The organism is Pseudomonas sp. BF-B-15 (assembly GCF_019946675.1).
Classification (GTDB): Bacteria; Pseudomonadota; Gammaproteobacteria; order Pseudomonadales; family Pseudomonadaceae; genus Aquipseudomonas; species Aquipseudomonas migulae.
In genome coordinates this window covers 21,306-39,595 of the sequence record NZ_JAGYFZ010000055.1, presented here as the reverse complement: position 1 = coordinate 39,595, position 18,290 = coordinate 21,306, and the positions used below count along the sequence as shown (strand labels likewise).

Below are 18,290 nucleotides of genomic sequence, written 5' to 3'. Positions count from 1 at the left end.
GGGTGATGTTTTGCGTGGAGACGGCGCCGACGCCCGGCAGCAGCCACGGGCAGCGGGCGCCGACGGCGATGCTGGAGGAACTGATGGCGATGCCGAACTGACCGGTTTCGGGGCAGCGGGCGGCGATAGAGAAGGTCATGGGTTTTGCTCCTTGGCAAATGAGGTGTCTGGGCGGGCCTCTTCGCGAGCAAGCTTCGCTCCTACAGGAAATCCGGATCACCTGTAGGAGCGAAGCTTGCTCGCGAAGGCCGCGACTCGGTCTACTCGGGAATCACCGCAATCACATCAATCTCCATCAACCACTGCGGTTGCCCCAACGCCGACACCACCAACCCGGTCGAAATCGGAAACACGCCTTTCAACCACTTCCCGACTTCCTGATACACCGGCTCGCGATACCGTGGATCGATCAGGTAAGTCGTGGTTTTGACGATGTGACTGAGGTCGCTGCCAGCCTCTTCCAGCAACTGCTTGACGTTGCGCATGGCTTGCTCGGTTTGCGCACGCGGGTCGCCAAGGCCTACCAGACGGCCTTCGAAATCAGTCCCGACCTGGCCACGGACATAAACCGTATTGCCGGCGCGGACCGCCTGGCACAGGTCATTGTCCAGGCTCTGGTTCGGGTAGGTTTCCTTGGTGTTGAACATGCGAATACGGGTATGGGTTGGCGTGGACATGTGAAGCTCCTGGAAAATGGCTTAAGCGCTGACAGTTTTTTTAGGGGCGAGCGAAACAACTTCCGCCTCGCGTTGCGCCGCATCGTGGTAGTCGAGGTACGAACGCTGAATGGCGATGTGATCCGCCACGTACTTGGCGTCATGCCAAACGCCCCAGATGAACGAAGAGCCGCGACGGGACTGCCAAGGCAAACCGAGGAAATACACCCCCGGTTCGCTCGACACACCGCGTTGATGCTGTGGTTTGCCTTTGTCGTCGAAGGCATCAACCTTCAGCCAGCTGTAGTCCGTGGCAAAACCGGTGGCCCAGATGATTGAGGTCACGCCGGCCTTGGCCAGGTCCAGCTCAAGAATCGGATGGGTCACGCACTCCGGATCGGGGAAGGTGATGCGCGCTTCAGGTTCTTGCGGCAAGTCCAGGCCATTGCGTTCGATGTAGGCGTCGGCGGCGTTGAGCAGCGCCAGATAATTCTCGTCGCCACGCGCCAGGTTCTCGGCCAGGTTCGGCTGGAAGGTCGCCACGCCGCCGTTGAACGCCTGGGTCAGGCCGACCAGCGTCATGCCGCGATGAGCGAGGCCACGGAAGTCCACCGTACGGCCGCCATGTGCGCCGCTGACCGCGATGGTCACGTGTTCGCGACCGGGCTTCATCGCCGCTTGATCCCACTCGCCAAGCACCCCCAGCCACCAGCAGAAATCACGGTTGCGATAGGCGCGAGGCGGGCGGTCGTGGGCACCGACGGAGAGGTAAACCTGCTTGCCGGCCCGCTGCAATTCATCGGCGATCTGCACGCCGGACGAGCCCGCGCCAACCACCAGCACCGCGCCTTCAGGCAGTTGCTGCGGGTTGCGATAATCGGCGGAGTGGATCTGCAGGAAAGGCTGATCCTGCGGCGCAATCGGCGGAATCACCGGCCGCTGGAAAGGCCCGGTAGCGGCGACCACACGGTTGGCCTCGATCACGCCTTCAGAAGTTTCGATGGTGAAACCCGGACGGCCAACGTTGCGTTCAACTTTCAGCACGTCCACGCCGGTGCGGATCGGCGCGTTGAATTTCTTCGCGTAGGCTTCGAAGTAATCGGCCACGCGTTCTTTCGGCGCAAATTCGTCGGGGCTGAGGTCGTCAAAATCAAGGCCGGGAAAACGGTCGTGCCACGCCGGACCATTCGCCACCAGCGAATCCCAGCGCCCGGTGCGCCAGCGTTCGGCGATACGATTGCGCTCCAGCACCAGGTGCGGCACGCCGAGTTTGCTCAGGTGTTCACTCATGGCCACGCCAGCCTGACCGGCACCAACAATCAGCGTATCTGTTTTTATTTTTTCAGTGGTCATCTCTATACCCTTCGAGTTGGATTTAGGTCGCGAACGGCCTGCCATTTCTTGGGCTCAAGACTAGGGATGACCCTGTTATCGGTAAAATATTATTAAGCTGGCATTTGAGTATAAATAACTGATGCAGAGCGTTTGACTCAGCGCCTGTTGAACCTCCACGCTGAAATATGGTTGTATAGTGCAACTATTTTTAGGGGAGGCCTGAAGTGACCACTCATCCCGCTCTGGTTGAAGAAATCCGCTCTGCGTCGCGCACGATGGTGCGTGAGTTGGGCTTCATGCGCGCCACGCTGGCGGCGACCGACTACTCACCTTCAGCCGTACACGCGCTGCTGGAAATCGAAGCACACCTGGCGCTGACCGCCGCTCAACTCGTGCAATTGCTCGATCTGGACAAGTCCAGTGTCAGCCGCATGGTGGCCAAGCTCATCAAGGCCGGCGAGCTGGTGGAGAGTGCCGACAGCGATGGTCGCGTCAAGCGTCTGCAATTGACGAAGCAGGGCCGGCGCACAGTGACTGCGATCCATGCTTATGGGCGAACGCAGGTCCAAACGGCGCTGGAACACTTGAATCCATCACAACAACAAGCGGTCGCCCAAGGGCTGGCGGCGTATGCCCACGCCCTGAATGCACACCGTACCGGCGAAGGAAAAGCGCCGGGCAACCCGGTCGAGATCAGCGTCGGTTACCGTCCCGGTGTCGTTGGGCGTGTGACTGAAATGCATGCTGCCTTTTACGCGAGGCACTCAGGGTTCGGGCAGTTTTTCGAGAGCAAAGTCGCCAGCGGCATCGCTGAGTTCGTGGGGCGTCTGGACCAACCTTGCAACAACCTCTGGGTGGCGACAGTGAATGATCGTATCGTCGGCTCGATTGCCATCGACGGGCAGGATCTGGGCAATAACCAGGCCCACCTGCGCTGGTTCATCCTTGATGACGGTTGCCGTGGTGGCGGGGTGGGGCGCCAGTTGCTGCGCGAGGCGGTGGAGTTCTGCGACCGGTTCGGCTTCGAGGCGATTGAGCTGGCAACGTTCAAGGGGCTGGACGCCGCGCGTCGACTTTATGAAGCCGCAGGTTTTGAGCTGACCCACGAACAACAAGGCAGTCAGTGGGGCAGCGTGGTGACTGAACAGCAATTCACCCGCCGCAGGGGAGGCGCAAGTCACCCGGTGAAGCTGTAAACTCCCCACACTTTTTACTTCCTCGAACAAGAGAACCCCATGGCGAACCAAGACATCACCTTCACCCCTGATCCCGACGCGGATTCCATCTCCTCCGACGTGGCCGGCTTCAACGGCATCCTGGTCTCCACGCAGATCCCGACCCGCGCCGACGGCAGCCTGGAACTGGGCGACATCACCCTGCAGAGCGAATGCACGTTGCAGGCATTGAAGGTTGCGCTGGAGCGCGCCGGCAGTTCCATGGACCGCGTCATGCACCTGACCATCTACCTCACCGACATGGCCGACCGCGCCGCGTTCAACGAGGTGTACAAGCGCTTCTTCGCCAAACCGTGGCCGGTGCGTGCGGCTGTTGGCGTGGCCTCGCTGGCGGTTGAAGGCATGCGTGTGGAAGTGACTGCGATGGCAGCCAAGGGCTGAGCAAAATGGTAGGAGCAGCCGGTCGACGCTCGATTGCTCGCGATGAACTCAGGCGCAACGCGCTTATTCAGAAAGCCCGCGTTATCGTTGGCCTCCATCGCGAGCAGGCTCGCTCCTACAGGGAAAGTGTTGGGCTTTCTCATCACATTTATGTGATTTTGGTATTAGTGCTATCCGATTAGTACTGTTTATCAATCAATAGTCTGAGGGTAAGTTGCTTCTCTGCGTTTCTCGCCGAGAGTACCCCATGACCCATCCCGTAATTCTCTATCGTGTTTCAGCCCTGGCAAAGGCAGGCACCCTGTGTTTTGCCCTGTGCACCTCTGCGGTCGCCGAAGCGGACGAGCGCAGTCCGCTGGTCATCAAGGAGCAGGGCAGCGTGATTGCCGGCGGGCGGGTTGAGACTCAGCCGGGTATCTTCGACCCCTACAAGCCTGCCCTGTCTGATGGCCAAAGCTACCATGGCGACCATGTGTATGCGTTCTACCAGGTCCCGGTTGACGCTCGCCCGTTGCCGATTGTCATGTGGCATGGCGCGGGGCAGTCTGCGAAATCCTGGGAAACGACGGCTGACGGACGCGAAGGGTTTCAGAACATCTTCCTGCGTCGCGGCTTCTCCACCTGGTTGATCGACCAGCCGCGCCGTGGCGATGCCGGACGCAGTCTGGTTGAAACGACGATCAAACCGGTGGCGGACGAGCAGATGTGGTTCAACCAGTTCCGCATTGGCCTGTGGCCCGACACTTTCGAGGGCAGTCAATTTCCTCGGGGGCCGCAGGCGCTGGAGCAGTTCTTCCGTTCGATGACGCCCAACACCGGCCCTTATGACATTGAGGTCGTATCCGATGGCGTATCCGCGCTGCTGGAAAAGACGGGGCCGGCCATTCTGTTTACCCACTCGCAAGGTGGCGGGCCCGGTTGGCTGACGGCGATCAAGAGCCGCCATGTGCGGGCTATCGTCGCATTTGAACCGGGCAGCAGCTTCGTGTTTCCCGAGGGGGAGGGGCCCGTGCCGATCCCCAGCGCGTTCGACACAGTCTCGGCACAGATCGTCTCGAAGGAGCAGTTCGAAGCGTTGACCCGTATCCCCATTCTCATCTTCTACGGCGACAACATCCCCGACAAACCGGTTCGTTTGCCTGCTCAGGACAGCTGGCGCGCGCGACTTGAGATGGCGCGCCTGTGGCGTGATGCGGTGAATCGCCATGGCGGTGACGTCAGGCTCATCCACTTGCCGGAAATCGGGATCAAGGGCAATAGCCACTTCCCGTTCTCGGACATGAACAACATCGAGATCGCGGATCTGGTTTCGACCTTCCTCGCAGAAAAAAATCTTGATTGATTACGCGCACGGCCATGGCTGCCGTGCACCTTGTAAACAGGAATTGGCAGGAATATTCATATGACGCGAACCACGATAAAGGCCACATTCCTGGCCGCCATGATCGGGATGTCCGGAGCCGAAGTCGAGGCAGGGGACTACAAGCAGAATCCATTCACATTGACCTACGGTGGCGCGTTGACGAAGAACGAGCCCGGCAAGGTCAACATCCATCCGGTCACCTACAAACTCAATGGCCTGGACATTGCCGCCAACGTTTACACCCCCGCGAACTATGACTCGGCGAAGAAGTACCCGGTTGTTGTCGTGGCACACCCCAATGGCGGGGTGAAGGAGCAAGTCGCAGGCCTGTATGCCCAGCGCCTGGCAGATCAGGGCTACATCACGATCACTGCGGATGCGGCGTATCAGGGAGGCAGTGGCGGTCAGCCGCGCAACGTCGACAAACCAACGAACCGCGTCGAAGACATCCATGGCATGGCGGATTTTATCGCCGGCTATCCGGGCGCCGACGACTCGCGTTTGGGCTTGCTCGGTATCTGCGGCGGTGGCGGCTATTCATTGAAGGCGGCGCAAACCGACAAGCGCTTCCAGTCCATCGCAACGGTGAGCATGTTCAATTCCGGACTGGTACGGCGCAATGGCTACAGGGATTCGCAGCTGTCCACCGTTCAGGAGCGTTTACGGCAGGCTTCGGCTGCCCGTGCCCAGGAAGCGGCGGGCGGAGAAATCCTCTACACCGGCGATGCCAAACTCACCGACGAGCAGATCGCCAGGCTGCCATTTGATTTGTATCGGCAGGGTTTTGAGTACTACGGCAAGACTCATGCTCACCCCAACTCGACCTTCAGATACACCCTGAGCAGCCTGCTGGACCTGATGAGCTTCGATGCGACGGATCAGATCGAACTGATCGACAAGCCGTTGCTGATGATCGCGGGCAGCAAGGCGGACAGCCTGTATATGTCGGAGCAAGCCTTTGCCAAGGCCACCGGTACACAGGACAAGAAGCTGTTCACCATCGATGGCGCAACTCATATCGAAACCTATTGGGTGCCTGAGTATGTTGACGTCGCCATTGCGCAGTTGAACGCGTTTTACGCCAGAACGCTCTGACTTGGGGGGCATTATGAAAAACACTCTTTTGGGTATCGCAGTTTGCGTCGCAGCGCCCTTCGCCAGCGCTGCGGGTGCTGAAAATGCCGGTGAGTCCCGGTCCGTTCAGCAGATCAGTCGCGCAGGCTCCCAATCTTCCACAGCAGGATCGGCGGATTACTTTACCGGGCAAGTGCGCGTTGACCCCTTGTTCCCCGTCACGAATGAAATCAATGCGTCCAGCGCCTACGTGACCTTCGAGCCGGGGGCGCGTTCGGCCTGGCACACCCATCCCGCAGGCCAGCGATTGGTGGTGGTTTCCGGCGTGGGCTTGACCCAGGAGTGGGGCAAGCCTGTGCAGGAAATCCTCCCCGGCGACGTGATCGTCTGCCCGCCGGGCGTCAAGCATTGGCACGGCGCCGCACCGTCAAGTGCCATGACCCACCTGGCGGTGACCGGTGCTGTGAATGGCAAGAGTGTGGATTGGCTGGAGAAAGTCACCGACGATCAATACCGCGCCCACGAACCCGTGACGCCGACATCAATGTCCACCGAAAATCTCGCTTCCGAGGTGCTGTCCGCGAGGCAGCAAGCCATCCCGCTGATTGCTGCCCACATGGCCAGCAGCAACATGCCGGGGCTGAATGCTGCATTGAATCAGGGGCTGGACGCGGGCCTGACCGTCAGCGAGGCGAAGGAAATACTGGTGCAACTCTACGCCTACACCGGTTTTCCACGCAGTCTCAACGCACTTGGCGAGCTGATGAGGGTTGTGGAGGCGCGCAAGAAAAACGGCATCCGGGACGATCCGGGGCGCGAGCCCGGTCGTGTCATTCCCACCGGAGGTGAACTGCTGGCGGTGGGCAAGGCCAATCAGACCCGCATTGCCGGCGCGCCTGTTCAGGGCCCGCTGTTCGACTTTGCACCTGTCATCAACCAGTACCTGCAGGCGCATTTGTTCGGCGACATTTTCGAGCGCGATAACCTGGACTGGCAAAGTCGTGAGTTGGCCACGGTCTCAGCGTTGGCCGTCACTCCCGGTGTGGAGTCACAGCTGCGTTCGCACATGGCCGCCAGCCTGCGGGTCGGCCTGAGCGTTTCGCAATTGCGTCAATTGGTCCGGCTGCTGGCGGAGCAAGGTCATGCCGATGCGGCCAAACGTGCTGACGAGGCGCTGAATGCTGCCCAGGCAAATCAGCCCAAATAGCGCAGCGCTTCGCGCAGCAGTGCGAAGGCGGGCGAGCTCTGGCGTCGGCTCGGGTAGTAGAGGTGGTACCCCGAGAACGGCTCGCACCAGTCCGCGAGCACGCGAATCAACCGGCCTTGCGCAACATGCTCCTGCACCAGGTCTTCGGGCATATAGGCCAGCCCCAACCCCTGAAGGGCGGCCTCCATGCGCATGGCGATGTTGTTGAACACCATTTGGCCTTCGACGCGTACGTTCAGTTCTTGCCCATCCTTCTCGAACTCCCAGAGAAAGAGGCCGCCGTAGGTGGGCATGCGCAGCGTAATGCAGTTGTGCTGCATGAGGTCGCTTGGGAGGGTCGGCTGCGAGTATCGAGCGAAATACGCAGGGGAGCCGACAACCGCCATGCGCATGTCGGGACCGATGCGCATGGCGATCATGTCTTTGGCGACCTGCTCACCCAGCCGAACACCAGCGTCGAAGCCTTCCGCCACAATGTCAGTCAGGCCGTAGTCGACGATGATTTCGATATTGAGATCGGGATTGTCGGGCAGCAGCTTCGCGAGTACCGGTTGCAGGACCGTAATCGCGGAATGCTCACCGGCCGTTATACGCAGTTTGCCTGCGGGCTTGTCGCGGAATTCGCTGAGCAATGCCAGCTCGATGTCGATCTCTTCGAACCTTGGGGCGATCACTTTCAGCAGATGTTTGCCCGCTTCCGTGGGGGATACGCTGCGCGTGGTGCGAGACAGTAACCTGACGCCCAGTCGTTCCTCCAGCTGCCGCATGGCCCGGCTCAATGCGGGCTGTGACATGCCCAGCCTGGCAGCGGCGCGGGTGAAACTGCGCTCCTGCGCCACGGCCGAGAAGATCGCGAGTTGGTCGTAGCTTTCAACGGTCATTTGTACATCCCTGGGTCACGTTTCCAAAGAGGAACGAGGAGCTTACCTTGAGGCCTGCGAAAGCGCTTTGCAGGATGTCGAAAAGACCGCGTCACGTCAGGTTGTTCAGCAGCCACTCGATGAAGCTTCGCGCCAACGGATTGTTCTCACTGTCACGGTGAGTCAGCAACGCCCAGTTCGGCCCGCGAATGGTTTCCTCCACCAACGGTTGCAGCAGTCCGTTGTCACGCGCCTGTCGACTCAGCAGCTGGCTGACCAGTGCAATCCCTAACCCCGCGCACGCCGCGTCCAGCAGCAACCCGGGATCGGAAAAATTCAAGCCCTGATCCTTCTGCCCCACATCGATGCCGGCCTCGACGTCCCAATGGCTCCAGTCCATTTCCCGCTCGCCGTGCAGGGTGGTGCGCTGTTCGATGGGCACGGCCAACACATCGGGGTGACACGCCGGATAGAGGCGGTCAGCGTGCAGCACCTTGAAGCTGCATTCGGCCTGGGAGCTGATGTCATCGCGCACCGCGAGGTCGATGGTCTGGGTGGTCATGTCCGGGACTTCATCGGTGCTGAAAATCCACAGATCGACTTCCGGATGCTGACGGCGAAAATCCCCCAGGCGTGGCAGCAGCCAATGACGAGCGAACGTCGGCGTGGTGTTGAGTACCAGTTGATTGGGTTTCTGGTATTGCCCGAGACGACGAATGCCGACCGACAATTGCTGCAACAACGCCTGCGTGGTGCTGAGCAAATCGTGGCCGGCATCGGTCAGGCTGACGCTGCGTCCACTGCGAAAAAACAGCGGCTGTTCAAGGTACGCCTCAAGCGTTCGAATCTGCTGGCTGATCGCCGATTGGGTCAGGTGCAGCTCGTCGGCGGCCTTGTGAAAACTGCCCAGGCGGGCAGCAGCCTCAAAGCCGCGAAGGGTGCTGAGCGGGGGCCAGTGCTTGAGCATATTGATAAGTTCCTCTAATCACTTTTCTGCAAAATCCATCGTTTGTTCGCCCGTTTTTACAGCCGTAGCATGCATGCCAGGACCGAAAAGGTCATTTTCATTGAACACAATGACTTAACTCAAGGGCGATTGTCATGCAGCAGAACGAACTTCAGAACAGCGGCTGGTTGATGCCGGCAGAATGGGTAAAGCACGCAGCGACCTGGATGGTCTGGCCACACAATCAGTCACTCTGGGAGTCGGGTTGGCGCGTCACCCTGGCACAAGTGCAAAAGGACTTCGCCGGGGTAGCCAACGCCATCGCCCGTTTCGAACCGGTGAAAATGGTCGTTGATCCGTCTGCTGTCGCGAGTGCCAAGGCGCTTTGTGGGCCAAACATCGAACTGATCGAGTTGGCGGTGAACGACAGTTGGTGTCGCGACTCCGGCCCAAGCTTCGTTTGCCACCCGCAACAAGGGCTGGCCGGTGTGAGCTGGCGCTTCAACGCGTGGGGCGGCAAGTCGGCGCACGATCTGGATGAAGGCCTGGCGCGCCGCGCACTCAATCACCTGGGCTTGCCGTGCTTCGGCACACCGCTGAGTAACGAAGGCGGGGCGATCCATGTCGACGGCGAGGGCACGCTGATCACCACCGAGTCGGTGTTGCTCAATCCCAATCGCAACCCCGGGATGACCAAGGCTGAGATGGAGGAGATTTTCACGCGTCTGCTGGGCGTGAAGAAAACCATCTGGCTGCCGGGTGATCCGGACTATGTGACCGGCGACATGACTGACGGCCATGTCGATGGTGTCTGCGCATTCGCACGCCCCGGCGTGTTGCTGGTGGACGCGACTCACGACAAGCAGTCGGTGTATGCAGAAGTGGCCCGCGAAAACCGCCGCGCGCTGGAACTGGCCACTGATGCCCAAGGCCGGAAGTTCGAGCTGATCGAGCTCTATGAAGCCACTGATGCGGTGGACACTGAGGCTGAAGTGTTCTGCGCCTCGTACACCAATTTCTACATCGCCAACGACGCGATCATCATGCCGGCCTACGGCATCGATGCCGACCACGCAGCGGCCGAAGTGTTGGCCCAGGCATTCCCTGGGCGTGAAGTGGTGCCGGTGCGGATCAACCATCTGGCCCATGGCGGCGGCGGGGTGCATTGCATCACCCAACAGCAGCCTGCCTGGCCAGTGAAGGGTTGATGCCATGACTCTATTGACGATTGCTACCACCCAAATGCCCTGCACCTGGGATTTGCCGCGCAACCTCGACCTTGCCGAGCAGTTGGTTCGCGAGGCCGCGGCGAAGGGCGCTCAAGTCATCCTGTTGCAGGAGCTGTTTGCCACGCCGTATTTCTGCATCGAGCAAAGCCACAAACACTTGGCTCTGGCTGAAGAATATCAATACAGCCGTGTACTCAAACGCTTTGCCGCGTTGGCCAAGGAGTTGGGCGTGGTGCTGCCGCTGAGCTGGTTCGAGAAGGCCGGCAATGCCTATTTCAACTCTCTGAGCGTGGCGGATGCCGACGGGCGCTTGTTGGGCGTGTATCGCAAGACCCACATCCCCAACGCCATCGGTTATCAGGAGAAGGAATACTTCAGCCCCGGCGATACCGGTTTCCGGGTCTGGGACACGGCGTTCGGGCGCCTCGGCGTGGGGATCTGCTGGGATCAGTGGTTCCCCGAGACCGCCCGTTGCCTGGCGTTGATGGGCGCTGAAGTCTTGCTGTTTCCCACCGCCATCGGTTCTGAACCTGGCTGCGCCGAACTGGATTCCCGTGACCACTGGCAGATGACCATGCGTGGCCATGCGGCCGCGAATATCCTGCCGGTGGTGGCCGCCAATCGTGTCGGCCGAGAAGCGGCGACCACCGATCCGAGCTTGCAAATGAACTTCTATGGCTCGTCGTTCATCTGCAATCACAAGGGCAAATTGCTCGCCGAGGCTGACCGCGACAGCACCGGCGTGCTGGTGCACAGCCTGGACTTGAGCGCCATGCGCGAAGAGCGCCTGAGCTGGGGCATCTACCGTGACCGTCGCCCGGAGATGTACGGGGCGCTGTTGAGTCAGGACGGTCGTCACCTTCATGCACGCTGGAACACTCAAGGAGTTTGATATGGGCATTGCGCACACGTTGTTGCTCGGCACCTTGGGGTTGGCACTGGCCTCGTCGTCGCTGCACGCCGAAGAGAAAACCCTCAGGCTGTACAACTGGGCCGATTATTTCGCCGAGGACACGCTGGCGAAATTCACCGCTGAAACCGGGATCAAAGTGATCTATGACGTCATGGATGGCAGCGAAACGCTGGAAGCCAAAATGCTCGCCGGTGGCAGCGGTTATGACCTGATCTTCCCCGGCGACACGGTGGCCGAACGCTTGATGCGCGCCGGCAGCCTGCTGCCGCTGGACCGCAGCAAACTCACCGCGCTGGACGACATCGAGCCCGGATTGCAGAAACTGCGCCGGCAGTATGAAACCTCGAGTCAGGCCACCGTGCCTTACACGTGGGGCACCATCGGCCTGACCTACAATGATGAGCAGATCAAACAGCGCTTGCCCGATGCTCCGGTCAACAGCCTCGATATGTTGTTCAAGCCGGAGCTGGCCAGCAAATTTGCCGACTGCGGTATTTCGATGATCGACTCACCGGACGAAGTGCTCGCCGTGGTGCTCAATTACCTCGGTCGGGAACCGCGCAGCGCCAACCCCGAAGACCTCGCGGCGGCGAGTGAATTGCTGATGAAACTGCGGCCACACATTCGCAAGTTCCAGTCGCAGCCGGTGACCGATCTGGTGAACGGCAACCTGTGCGTGTCGCTCGGTTACAGCGGCGACATGACCCAGGCGCAACGGACGTCAGACAGCGCCGGCAAAAGCACCCGATTCGAGTACCGCATCCCCCGTGAAGGCACCACCGTGTGGATGGACACCATGGCGATTCCGGTCGATGCGAAACATCCGGAGTACGCTTATGCGTTCATCAACTTCGTCATGCGCCCGCAGAACATGGCCGACATCAGTAACTTCACCGGCTACCCGACCTCCAACGCCAAGGCGCGGCCGAGCGTCGATGCGACAATGCGCAACAACCCGGACATTTACCTCGATGAGGCCACCTATGCGCGGCTGATTCCGGGCAAGGACATCCCACAATCCGATATGCGCGCGCGGATGCGCACCTGGACCAAGTTCAAGACGGCCACCGCGAAATGAGTTCACTTTCCAAGGATCAATACATGTCGACGCGTCGCGAGTTCATCAAGCAGGTTTCGGTCGTGGCGGGGATGGGGGCGGTTGCCTCCATCGGATTTGGCCTGACGCCTTTGTCCGCGCGCGCAGCCACCCAGGTCGGTTGGCGCATGCCGGATGAGGGCGATCGCCACGAGCAAGCCTTCATTGCTTTTGGTGCGCAAGAGGCGATCTGGGAGGATTTCACCGCCGACGTGCAAGCGGCCATTGGCCTGATTGCGCGCACCATCGCCCGCCATGAACCGGTTACCGTTTTCTGTCGCGAGCACGAGCGGAGCCTGGCCGAAGAGCATTGCGGCAAGAGCAACATCACCTACGTCGTCACCGAACTCGACGACATCTGGATGCGCGACATCGGTGCCAACTTCGTCATTGATGACAAGGGCGTACTTGGCGCCGTGGATTTCAATTTCAACGGCTGGGGCAACAAACAGCAGCACGCCGAAGATGCGCAACTGGCAGCACAGGTGGCCGACGCCACGGATGCGCGTTACCTGCGCAGCGAACTGGTGGGCGAGGGCGGCGGTATCGAAGTGGATGGTCACGGCACCGGGATCATGACCGAGAGCAGCTGGATCAATAAAAATCGCAACCCTGACTGGAGCAAGGCCGAGGTCGAGGAGGAACTGAAAGCCCGCTTGGGCCTGCGCAAAATCATTTGGCTGCCGGGCATCAAGGGCAAGGACATCACCGATGCGCATGTCGATTTCTACGCCCGTTTCGTCAAGCCTGGCGTGGTGATCGCCAACCTCGACAACGACCCCGAGTCATACGATTACAAGGTCACGCGGGTTCATCTGGATATTCTGAAAAATGCCACGGATGCCGATGGTCGCAAACTGCAGGTCCATACCGTGTCGCCGCCGCTTAATCCACGAAAGAGCAGGTTCAACCGCAGCAACCCGGACTTTGCAGCGGGCTATATCAACTACTTCGTGATCAACGACGCGGTGATTGCGCCGGAGTTTGGTGACAAGGCGGCAGATGCCAAAGCCTTTGATCTGTTGTCCGGGCTCTATCCGGATCGAGAGGTGGTGCAGCTGAACATCGACGCAATTTCCGCTGGGGGTGGCGGCATACATTGTGTGACCAGTCATCAGCCGTTGGTTTAGTCTGCGATGCTCCACTGCTTGAGCCTGGTCGGGAGCTTTGTATGAAGGTTGGCGTGATTTCCGATACCCATGGACTGCTCCGCCCTGAGGCCCTTGCGGCTTTGGAGGGGTGTGAGCGGATCATCCATGCGGGCGACATCGGTAGCTCCGAAATCCTTGAGCAGCTTGGGGCAATCGCTCCACTGCATGTCGTGCGCGGGAACAATGATCTTGATGCTTCCTGGGCAACGGATCTAGCAGATTGCCTGCGTTTCGACCTCAACGGGTGGGAGGCGTTGCTGGTGCATGACCTCGCCGATGTCCCGGCCGTGTTTGATGCGACGGTCAAACTGGTGATCACCGGCCATTCGCACAAGCCGTGCATCGAATGGCGCGGTGAAGTGCTTTATCTCAATCCGGGCAGTGCGGGGCGCAGGCGCTTCAAGTTGCCGGTGACATTGGCGTTGCTGGAGGTATTCGAGACGGCAATAGAGTCGCGCCTGGTCTCGCTGTTGGAGTGAAGTGCGCGAAGCAACAATGGCTCGTTTACAGGATTGGGTGAGGCTGGGTCTTGTGTACACCGCTGCACTGTAGGAGCCGGCTTGCTGGCGATGGACTCACAGGCGTCGCGTTTACCCTGTAGATGCGCTTAATCGTTAACGACCATCGCCGGCAAGCCGGCTCCTACAGGGTTTAGGTGAGGCCGGGTCTTGTGTGCGCCGCTGCACTGTAGGAGCTGGCTTGCCAGCGATGGACTCACAGGCGCCGCGTTTATCCTGTAGATACGTTTAATCGTTGACGACCATCGCCAGCAACCAGGTACGGAACGCGATCAGCGAAGGCAGCCTTTCGTTGCGCGGTGGGTAGGTCAGGTAGTAACTGCGCTGGCTGGCGAAGGGTTGGTCCAGGCTGATCAGCTCGCCGTTGGCCAGCTCGTCGGTCACCAGGATGCGCGGCACCAGACCGATACCAATGCCCGCTCTCACGGCCTGGATCAAGTGTGAAGTGAGTTCGAAACTCGGCCCCAGCCGCATCATTCGATGGGGCAGGCCGTGGTGGCTGAACCACTCGCCCCAGACGTTGGCGTTGTTCGCGACGTTGAGCAGCGTCTGCCCGCCAATGCGTTCCGGGGTCCAGGCGTCATGGGCCTCGGCCGCTTCTGGAGAAATGATCACCATCAATTCTTCCGTGTGCAGGCGATGGCTGATCAGGCCCGGCGAGTCGGCCGTGCCGACGACGATTGCGGCATCGATGCCACTGGTTTCGAAGTCGATGGCTTCGATCCGGGAGTTGATGTGCACCAGCATGCCGGGATGGGTTTTGTAGAAGTCGTGAAGGCGCGGCAATAACCATTTCGAACCGAACGTGGGCAATGTGGCCAGGCGCAAGGTGCCGCTGCCTGACTGATAAGCCAGCGCCTGCAATGTGGCGCTGCGGATGCGCCCGAGCGCGTCGCTCATTTCCCGCTGGTAAAGACGACCGACGTCGGTCAATTGCACCTGCCGACCTTCGCGACGAAACAGCGTCAGGCCCAGTTGCTGCTCCAGCGCCTGGACTTGCCGGCTGACGGCGCTTTGGGTCAGTGACAGCTCCAGCGCGGCGCGGGTATAGCTTTCATGCCGGGCGGCGGCTTCAAAAGCCAGCAGCAAGGACATGGACGGGGTGAGATGGCGGTAATTCATTCGTAAAAGTCATCGATAGCGGCAGGATTATCCGTTTGTTCGGCGTCGGAACCTGCAGGATCATTGGCTCAGCCGACGACCTGAGGCTGACCTATTAATGCTCAGGCGACAAGTATTTTGATTTCCGTGATTAGACCTACAAGAGATTTTCCAGCGATGATCGCCCAGTTGCCTACCGCTGCACCCGCCGCACAGTACCCGGAATTCCTCCAGGCCTTGCGTGCCGCCGGTTTCCGCGGTCAGCTCAGTGCCGACTATGCCACCCGCACCGTGCTGGCGACCGATAACTCGATTTACCAGCGTCTGCCGCAAGCGGCGGTGTTCCCACTGGATGCAGACGACATCGTGCGCATCGCAACATTGATGGCCGAACCGCGCTTTCGCCAGATCAAGCTGACCCCACGTGGCGGCGGCACCGGCACCAACGGCCAGTCGTTGACCGACGGCATCGTGGTTGACCTGTCGCGACACATGAACACCATCCTCGAAATCAACGTCGCCGAACGTTGGGTGCGGGTGCAGGCGGGCGTGGTCAAAGACCAGCTCAATGCCGCGCTCAAACCTCATGGATTGTTTTTCGCCCCGGAGCTGTCGACGTCCAACCGGGCCACCGTTGGCGGCATGATCAACACGGACGCCAGCGGCCAGGGCAGTTGCACCTATGGCAAGACCCGCGATCATGTGCTGGAACTGGACAGCGTACTGCTCGGCGGTGAGCGCCTGCACAGCCAGCCGCTGTCCGACGCACAGCTGGAAGCTGCATGTGCGCAACCCGGCCGTATCGGCGAGGTGTACCGCACCGCACGGCAGATCCAGGAAACCCAGGCCGAGCTGATCGAGGCGGTGTTCCCCAAACTCAATCGCTGCCTGACCGGTTACGACCTGGCGCACCTGCGCGACGAGCAGGGGCGTTTCAACCTCAATAGCGTGCTGTGCGGTGCGGAAGGTTCGTTGAGTTACCTCGTCGAAGCCAAGCTCAACGTGCTGCCGATTCCCAAGTATTCGGTGCTGGTGAACGTGCGCTACAGCAGCTTCATGGATGCGCTGCGCGATGCCAATGCGTTGCTGGCGCACAAGCCGCTGTCCATCGAAACCGTGGACTCCAAAGTGTTGCTGCTGGCGATGAAAGACATCGTCTGGCACAGCGTCGCCGAGTATTTCCCGGCGGATGCCGAGCGCCCGACGCTGGGTATCAACCTGGTTGAATTTAGCGGCGAAGACCTGTCGGAGGTGAACGCTCGCGTGGCGTCGTTCGTGACGCATTTGCAGGCCGATACGACGATCGAACGGCTGGGCCACACGCTGGCCGAAGGTGCTGAAGCGGTGACCCGTGTCTACACCATGCGTAAACGCTCTGTCGGGTTATTGGGCAACGTCGAAGGCGAAGTCCGCCCGCAGCCGTTTGTTGAAGACACCGCCGTACCGCCTGAGAAACTGGCCGACTACATCACCGAGTTCCGCGCATTGCTCGACAGCCATGGCCTGGCCTACGGCATGTTCGGTCACGTCGATGCCGGCGTGTTGCATGTGCGTCCGGCGCTGGACATGAAAGACCCGAAGCAGGCCGCACTGGTCAAGCCGATTTCCGATGCCGTGGCCGAGCTGACCCGGCGTTATGGCGGGCTGTTGTGGGGCGAGCACGGCAAGGGTTTGCGCTCGGAATATGTCCCCGATTTTTTTGGCGAACTGTACCCGGCGCTGCAATCGCTCAAGGGCGCGTTCGACCCGCACAATCAGCTCAATCCCGGCAAGATCTGCACCCCGCCGGATGCGGCCCAAGGCTTGCTCAAGGTCAACGAAGTGACGCTGCGCGGTGATCTGGATCGGCAAATCGATGAGCGCGTGTGGCAGAGCTTCGGCAGCGCCGTGCACTGCAACGGCAACGGCGCTTGCTATAACTATGACCCCAACGATGCGATGTGCCCGTCGTGGAAAGCCACGCGGGAACGCCAGCATTCGCCGAAGGGCAGGGCGTCATTGATTCGCGAGTGGTTGCGTCTGCAAGGCGCGGCCAATATTGATGTGTTGCAAGCGGCCCGGGGCAAGTTGACGTGGTTGAGCGGGTTGCCGACGCGACTGCGCAACAACCTGGCGCGCTCGCGCGGCGAGGCGGATTTCTCCCATGAGGTGTACGACGCCATGGCCGGCTGCCTGGCCTGTAAATCCTGCGCGGGACAATGCCCGGTCAAGGTCAATGTCCCGGAATTCCGCTCGCGTTTTCTCGAGCTGTATCACGGTCGCTATCAACGCCCGATGCGCGATTATCTGATCGGCTCGCTGGAGTTCACCATTCCCTACATGGCCTACGCGCCGGGCCTGTACAACGCGGTGATGGGTTCGAATTGGGTGAGTCGTTTGCTGGAGCGACACGTCGGCATGCTCGACAGTCCGCTGATCCACCGCTTCGACCTGCAGAACACGTTGACCCGCTGCAAAGTCGCTGTCGCCAGCGTGCCCGCCCTGCGCGAACTGACTGCCGCACAACGTGAGCGAAGCGTGGTGTTGGTGCAGGACGCCTTCACCCGCTACTTTGAAACACCGCTGTTGGCGAGCTATATCCAGTTGGCGCATCAGTTGGGCTACCGCGTGTTTCTGGCGCCCTACAGTGCCAACGGCAAGCCTTTGCACGTGCAGGGTTTCCTCGGTGCATTCGCCAAAGCGGCGATCCGCAACGCCAATCAGCTCAAGGCCCTGGCCGACTGTGGCGTGCCGTTGGTTGGCCTGGACCCGGCGATGACGCTGGTCTATCGCCAGGAATATCAGAAAGTGCCGGGCCTCGACGGCTGCCCGAAAGTCTTGCTGCCCCAGGAGTGGCTGGTTGATGTGTTGCCTGAAAGGTCCCGTCACGCTGATCAGACGTTCCGTTTGATGGCGCACTGCACCGAAAAGACCAACGTCCCGGCCAGCACCTCGCAATGGGAAACCGTGTTTGCCAGGCTTGGGCTGAAGCTGGTGACCGAGGCAACCGGCTGTTGCGGCATGTCGGGCACCTATGGCCACGAAGCGCGTAACCAAGAGACCTCACGGACTATTTTCGAGCAGTCATGGGCGGGCAAGCTGGACAAGGCGGGTGAAGCGCTGGCGACGGGGTATTCGTGCCGCAGCCAGGTCAAGCGCCTGGCCAGCAAGCAACTGCGTCACCCGCTGGAGGTGGTGTTGGAGCATGTGCTCGTTGAGTGAAGGGGGATTGAGTAGTCCGTTGGA

General features: G+C 60.3%; 17 protein-coding genes. 11 read left to right on the top strand and 6 right to left on the bottom strand.

Features of this window, described 5'->3' with window-relative positions:
* The 3 genes from KGA97_RS18240 to KGA97_RS18230 form a co-directional block, all read right to left on the bottom strand.
* Positions 1–139 (bottom strand): DUF1028 domain-containing protein (locus KGA97_RS18240; RefSeq protein WP_223481222.1); only part of this gene is annotated, 139 nt, incomplete at its 3' end.
* A 121-nt stretch (positions 140–260) separates the two neighbouring features.
* Positions 261–677 (bottom strand): RidA family protein, encoded by a 417-nt coding sequence (locus KGA97_RS18235; RefSeq protein WP_008038953.1) that lies wholly within the window; start codon positions 675–677, stop codon positions 261–263.
* A 21-nt stretch (positions 678–698) separates the two neighbouring features.
* Positions 699–2,009, bottom strand: coding sequence for a flavin-containing monooxygenase (locus KGA97_RS18230; RefSeq protein WP_223481220.1), 1,311 nt, complete (start codon positions 2,007–2,009; stop codon positions 699–701).
* A gap of 206 nt (positions 2,010–2,215) precedes the next feature.
* Here KGA97_RS18230 and KGA97_RS18225 point away from each other — a divergent pair, with 206 nt between their 5' ends.
* The 5 genes from KGA97_RS18225 (at position 2,216) to KGA97_RS18205 (ending at position 7,251) form a co-directional block, all read left to right on the top strand.
* A complete protein-coding gene (locus tag KGA97_RS18225; protein WP_008027162.1) occupies positions 2,216–3,187 on the top strand; it encodes a helix-turn-helix domain-containing GNAT family N-acetyltransferase in 972 nt (323 codons plus the stop codon).
* A 39-nt stretch (positions 3,188–3,226) separates the two neighbouring features.
* Positions 3,227–3,607 (top strand): RidA family protein, encoded by a 381-nt coding sequence (locus KGA97_RS18220; RefSeq protein ID WP_008027160.1) that lies wholly within the window; start codon positions 3,227–3,229, stop codon positions 3,605–3,607.
* Positions 3,608–3,854: 247 nt separating this feature from the next.
* Positions 3,855–4,949 carry an alpha/beta hydrolase gene (locus KGA97_RS18215; RefSeq protein ID WP_008038946.1) on the top strand — a complete coding sequence of 365 codons (1,095 nt, stop codon included), beginning with the start codon at positions 3,855–3,857 and terminating at the stop codon, positions 4,947–4,949.
* Positions 4,950–5,009: 60 nt separating this feature from the next.
* Positions 5,010–6,065 carry an alpha/beta hydrolase gene (locus tag KGA97_RS18210; RefSeq protein WP_223481219.1) on the top strand — a complete coding sequence of 352 codons (1,056 nt, stop codon included), beginning with the start codon at positions 5,010–5,012 and terminating at the stop codon, positions 6,063–6,065.
* A 13-nt stretch (positions 6,066–6,078) separates the two neighbouring features.
* Positions 6,079–7,251 (top strand): cupin domain-containing carboxymuconolactone decarboxylase family protein, encoded by a 1,173-nt coding sequence (locus tag KGA97_RS18205; protein ID WP_223481218.1) that lies wholly within the window; start codon positions 6,079–6,081, stop codon positions 7,249–7,251.
* Here KGA97_RS18205 and KGA97_RS18200 read toward each other — a convergent pair.
* Both KGA97_RS18200 and KGA97_RS18195 read right to left on the bottom strand, forming a co-directional pair.
* Positions 7,239–8,132: a LysR family transcriptional regulator gene (locus tag KGA97_RS18200; RefSeq protein ID WP_223481217.1), complete on the bottom strand. Its 894-nt coding sequence runs from the start codon at positions 8,130–8,132 to the stop codon at positions 7,239–7,241. The two genes, KGA97_RS18205 and KGA97_RS18200, sit on opposite strands and share 13 nt — an antisense overlap.
* A gap of 91 nt (positions 8,133–8,223) precedes the next feature.
* Positions 8,224–9,078: a LysR substrate-binding domain-containing protein gene (locus tag KGA97_RS18195; protein WP_008027147.1), complete on the bottom strand. Its 855-nt coding sequence runs from the start codon at positions 9,076–9,078 to the stop codon at positions 8,224–8,226.
* 134 nt (positions 9,079–9,212) lie between these two features.
* Here KGA97_RS18195 and KGA97_RS18190 point away from each other — a divergent pair, with 134 nt between their 5' ends.
* From KGA97_RS18190 to KGA97_RS18170, 5 genes are read left to right on the top strand one after another with little or no spacing between them, the layout of a single operon-like run.
* On the top strand, positions 9,213–10,265 hold the full coding sequence (locus tag KGA97_RS18190; RefSeq protein WP_223481216.1) for an agmatine/peptidylarginine deiminase: 1,053 nt from the start codon (positions 9,213–9,215) through the stop codon (positions 10,263–10,265).
* Between the two features lie 4 nt (positions 10,266–10,269).
* Entirely contained in the window at positions 10,270–11,178 is a 909-nt protein-coding gene (aguB, locus tag KGA97_RS18185; RefSeq protein ID WP_223481215.1) for an N-carbamoylputrescine amidase, read from the top strand.
* A 1-nt stretch (position 11,179) separates the two neighbouring features.
* Positions 11,180–12,277, top strand: coding sequence for an extracellular solute-binding protein (locus KGA97_RS18180; protein ID WP_223481214.1), 1,098 nt, complete (start codon positions 11,180–11,182; stop codon positions 12,275–12,277).
* 23 nt (positions 12,278–12,300) lie between these two features.
* Positions 12,301–13,425: an agmatine/peptidylarginine deiminase gene (locus KGA97_RS18175; protein ID WP_223481213.1), complete on the top strand. Its 1,125-nt coding sequence runs from the start codon at positions 12,301–12,303 to the stop codon at positions 13,423–13,425.
* Positions 13,426–13,466: 41 nt separating this feature from the next.
* Positions 13,467–13,925 (top strand): metallophosphoesterase family protein, encoded by a 459-nt coding sequence (locus tag KGA97_RS18170; protein WP_223481212.1) that lies wholly within the window; start codon positions 13,467–13,469, stop codon positions 13,923–13,925.
* Between the two features lie 267 nt (positions 13,926–14,192).
* On the opposite strand, the gene KGA97_RS18165 is transcribed toward KGA97_RS18170, so the two are convergent.
* Complete coding sequence (locus KGA97_RS18165) at positions 14,193–15,086, bottom strand: LysR substrate-binding domain-containing protein (RefSeq protein ID WP_223481211.1); 894 nt, start codon at positions 15,084–15,086, stop codon at positions 14,193–14,195.
* A 156-nt stretch (positions 15,087–15,242) separates the two neighbouring features.
* Here KGA97_RS18165 and KGA97_RS18160 point away from each other — a divergent pair, with 156 nt between their 5' ends.
* Positions 15,243–18,266, top strand: a complete 3,024-nt coding sequence (locus tag KGA97_RS18160; protein WP_223481210.1) for an FAD-binding and (Fe-S)-binding domain-containing protein — start codon at positions 15,243–15,245, stop codon at positions 18,264–18,266.
* The last annotated feature ends 24 nt before the right edge of the window (positions 18,267–18,290 follow it).

What these genes read in the sequence shown, in the direction of transcription:
- KGA97_RS18235 (WP_008038953.1), bottom strand. Translation starts at nt 677, where the DNA reads ATGTCCACGCCAACCCATACCCGTATTCGCATGTTCAACACCAAGGAA.
- KGA97_RS18230 (WP_223481220.1), bottom strand. Translation starts at nt 2,009, where the DNA reads ATGACCACTGAAAAAATAAAAACAGATACGCTGATTGTTGGTGCCGGT.
- KGA97_RS18220 (WP_008027160.1), top strand. Translation starts at nt 3,227, where the DNA reads ATGGCGAACCAAGACATCACCTTCACCCCTGATCCCGACGCGGATTCC.
- KGA97_RS18215 (WP_008038946.1), top strand. Translation starts at nt 3,855, where the DNA reads ATGACCCATCCCGTAATTCTCTATCGTGTTTCAGCCCTGGCAAAGGCA.
- KGA97_RS18210 (WP_223481219.1), top strand. Translation starts at nt 5,010, where the DNA reads ATGACGCGAACCACGATAAAGGCCACATTCCTGGCCGCCATGATCGGG.
- KGA97_RS18205 (WP_223481218.1), top strand. Translation starts at nt 6,079, where the DNA reads ATGAAAAACACTCTTTTGGGTATCGCAGTTTGCGTCGCAGCGCCCTTC.
- KGA97_RS18200 (WP_223481217.1), bottom strand. Translation starts at nt 8,132, where the DNA reads ATGACCGTTGAAAGCTACGACCAACTCGCGATCTTCTCGGCCGTGGCG.
- KGA97_RS18195 (WP_008027147.1), bottom strand. Translation starts at nt 9,078, where the DNA reads ATGCTCAAGCACTGGCCCCCGCTCAGCACCCTTCGCGGCTTTGAGGCT.
- KGA97_RS18190 (WP_223481216.1), top strand. Translation starts at nt 9,213, where the DNA reads ATGCAGCAGAACGAACTTCAGAACAGCGGCTGGTTGATGCCGGCAGAA.
- aguB (WP_223481215.1), top strand. Translation starts at nt 10,270, where the DNA reads ATGACTCTATTGACGATTGCTACCACCCAAATGCCCTGCACCTGGGAT.
- KGA97_RS18180 (WP_223481214.1), top strand. Translation starts at nt 11,180, where the DNA reads ATGGGCATTGCGCACACGTTGTTGCTCGGCACCTTGGGGTTGGCACTG.
- KGA97_RS18175 (WP_223481213.1), top strand. Translation starts at nt 12,301, where the DNA reads ATGTCGACGCGTCGCGAGTTCATCAAGCAGGTTTCGGTCGTGGCGGGG.
- KGA97_RS18170 (WP_223481212.1), top strand. Translation starts at nt 13,467, where the DNA reads ATGAAGGTTGGCGTGATTTCCGATACCCATGGACTGCTCCGCCCTGAG.
- KGA97_RS18165 (WP_223481211.1), bottom strand. Translation starts at nt 15,086, where the DNA reads ATGAATTACCGCCATCTCACCCCGTCCATGTCCTTGCTGCTGGCTTTT.
- KGA97_RS18160 (WP_223481210.1), top strand. Translation starts at nt 15,243, where the DNA reads ATGATCGCCCAGTTGCCTACCGCTGCACCCGCCGCACAGTACCCGGAA.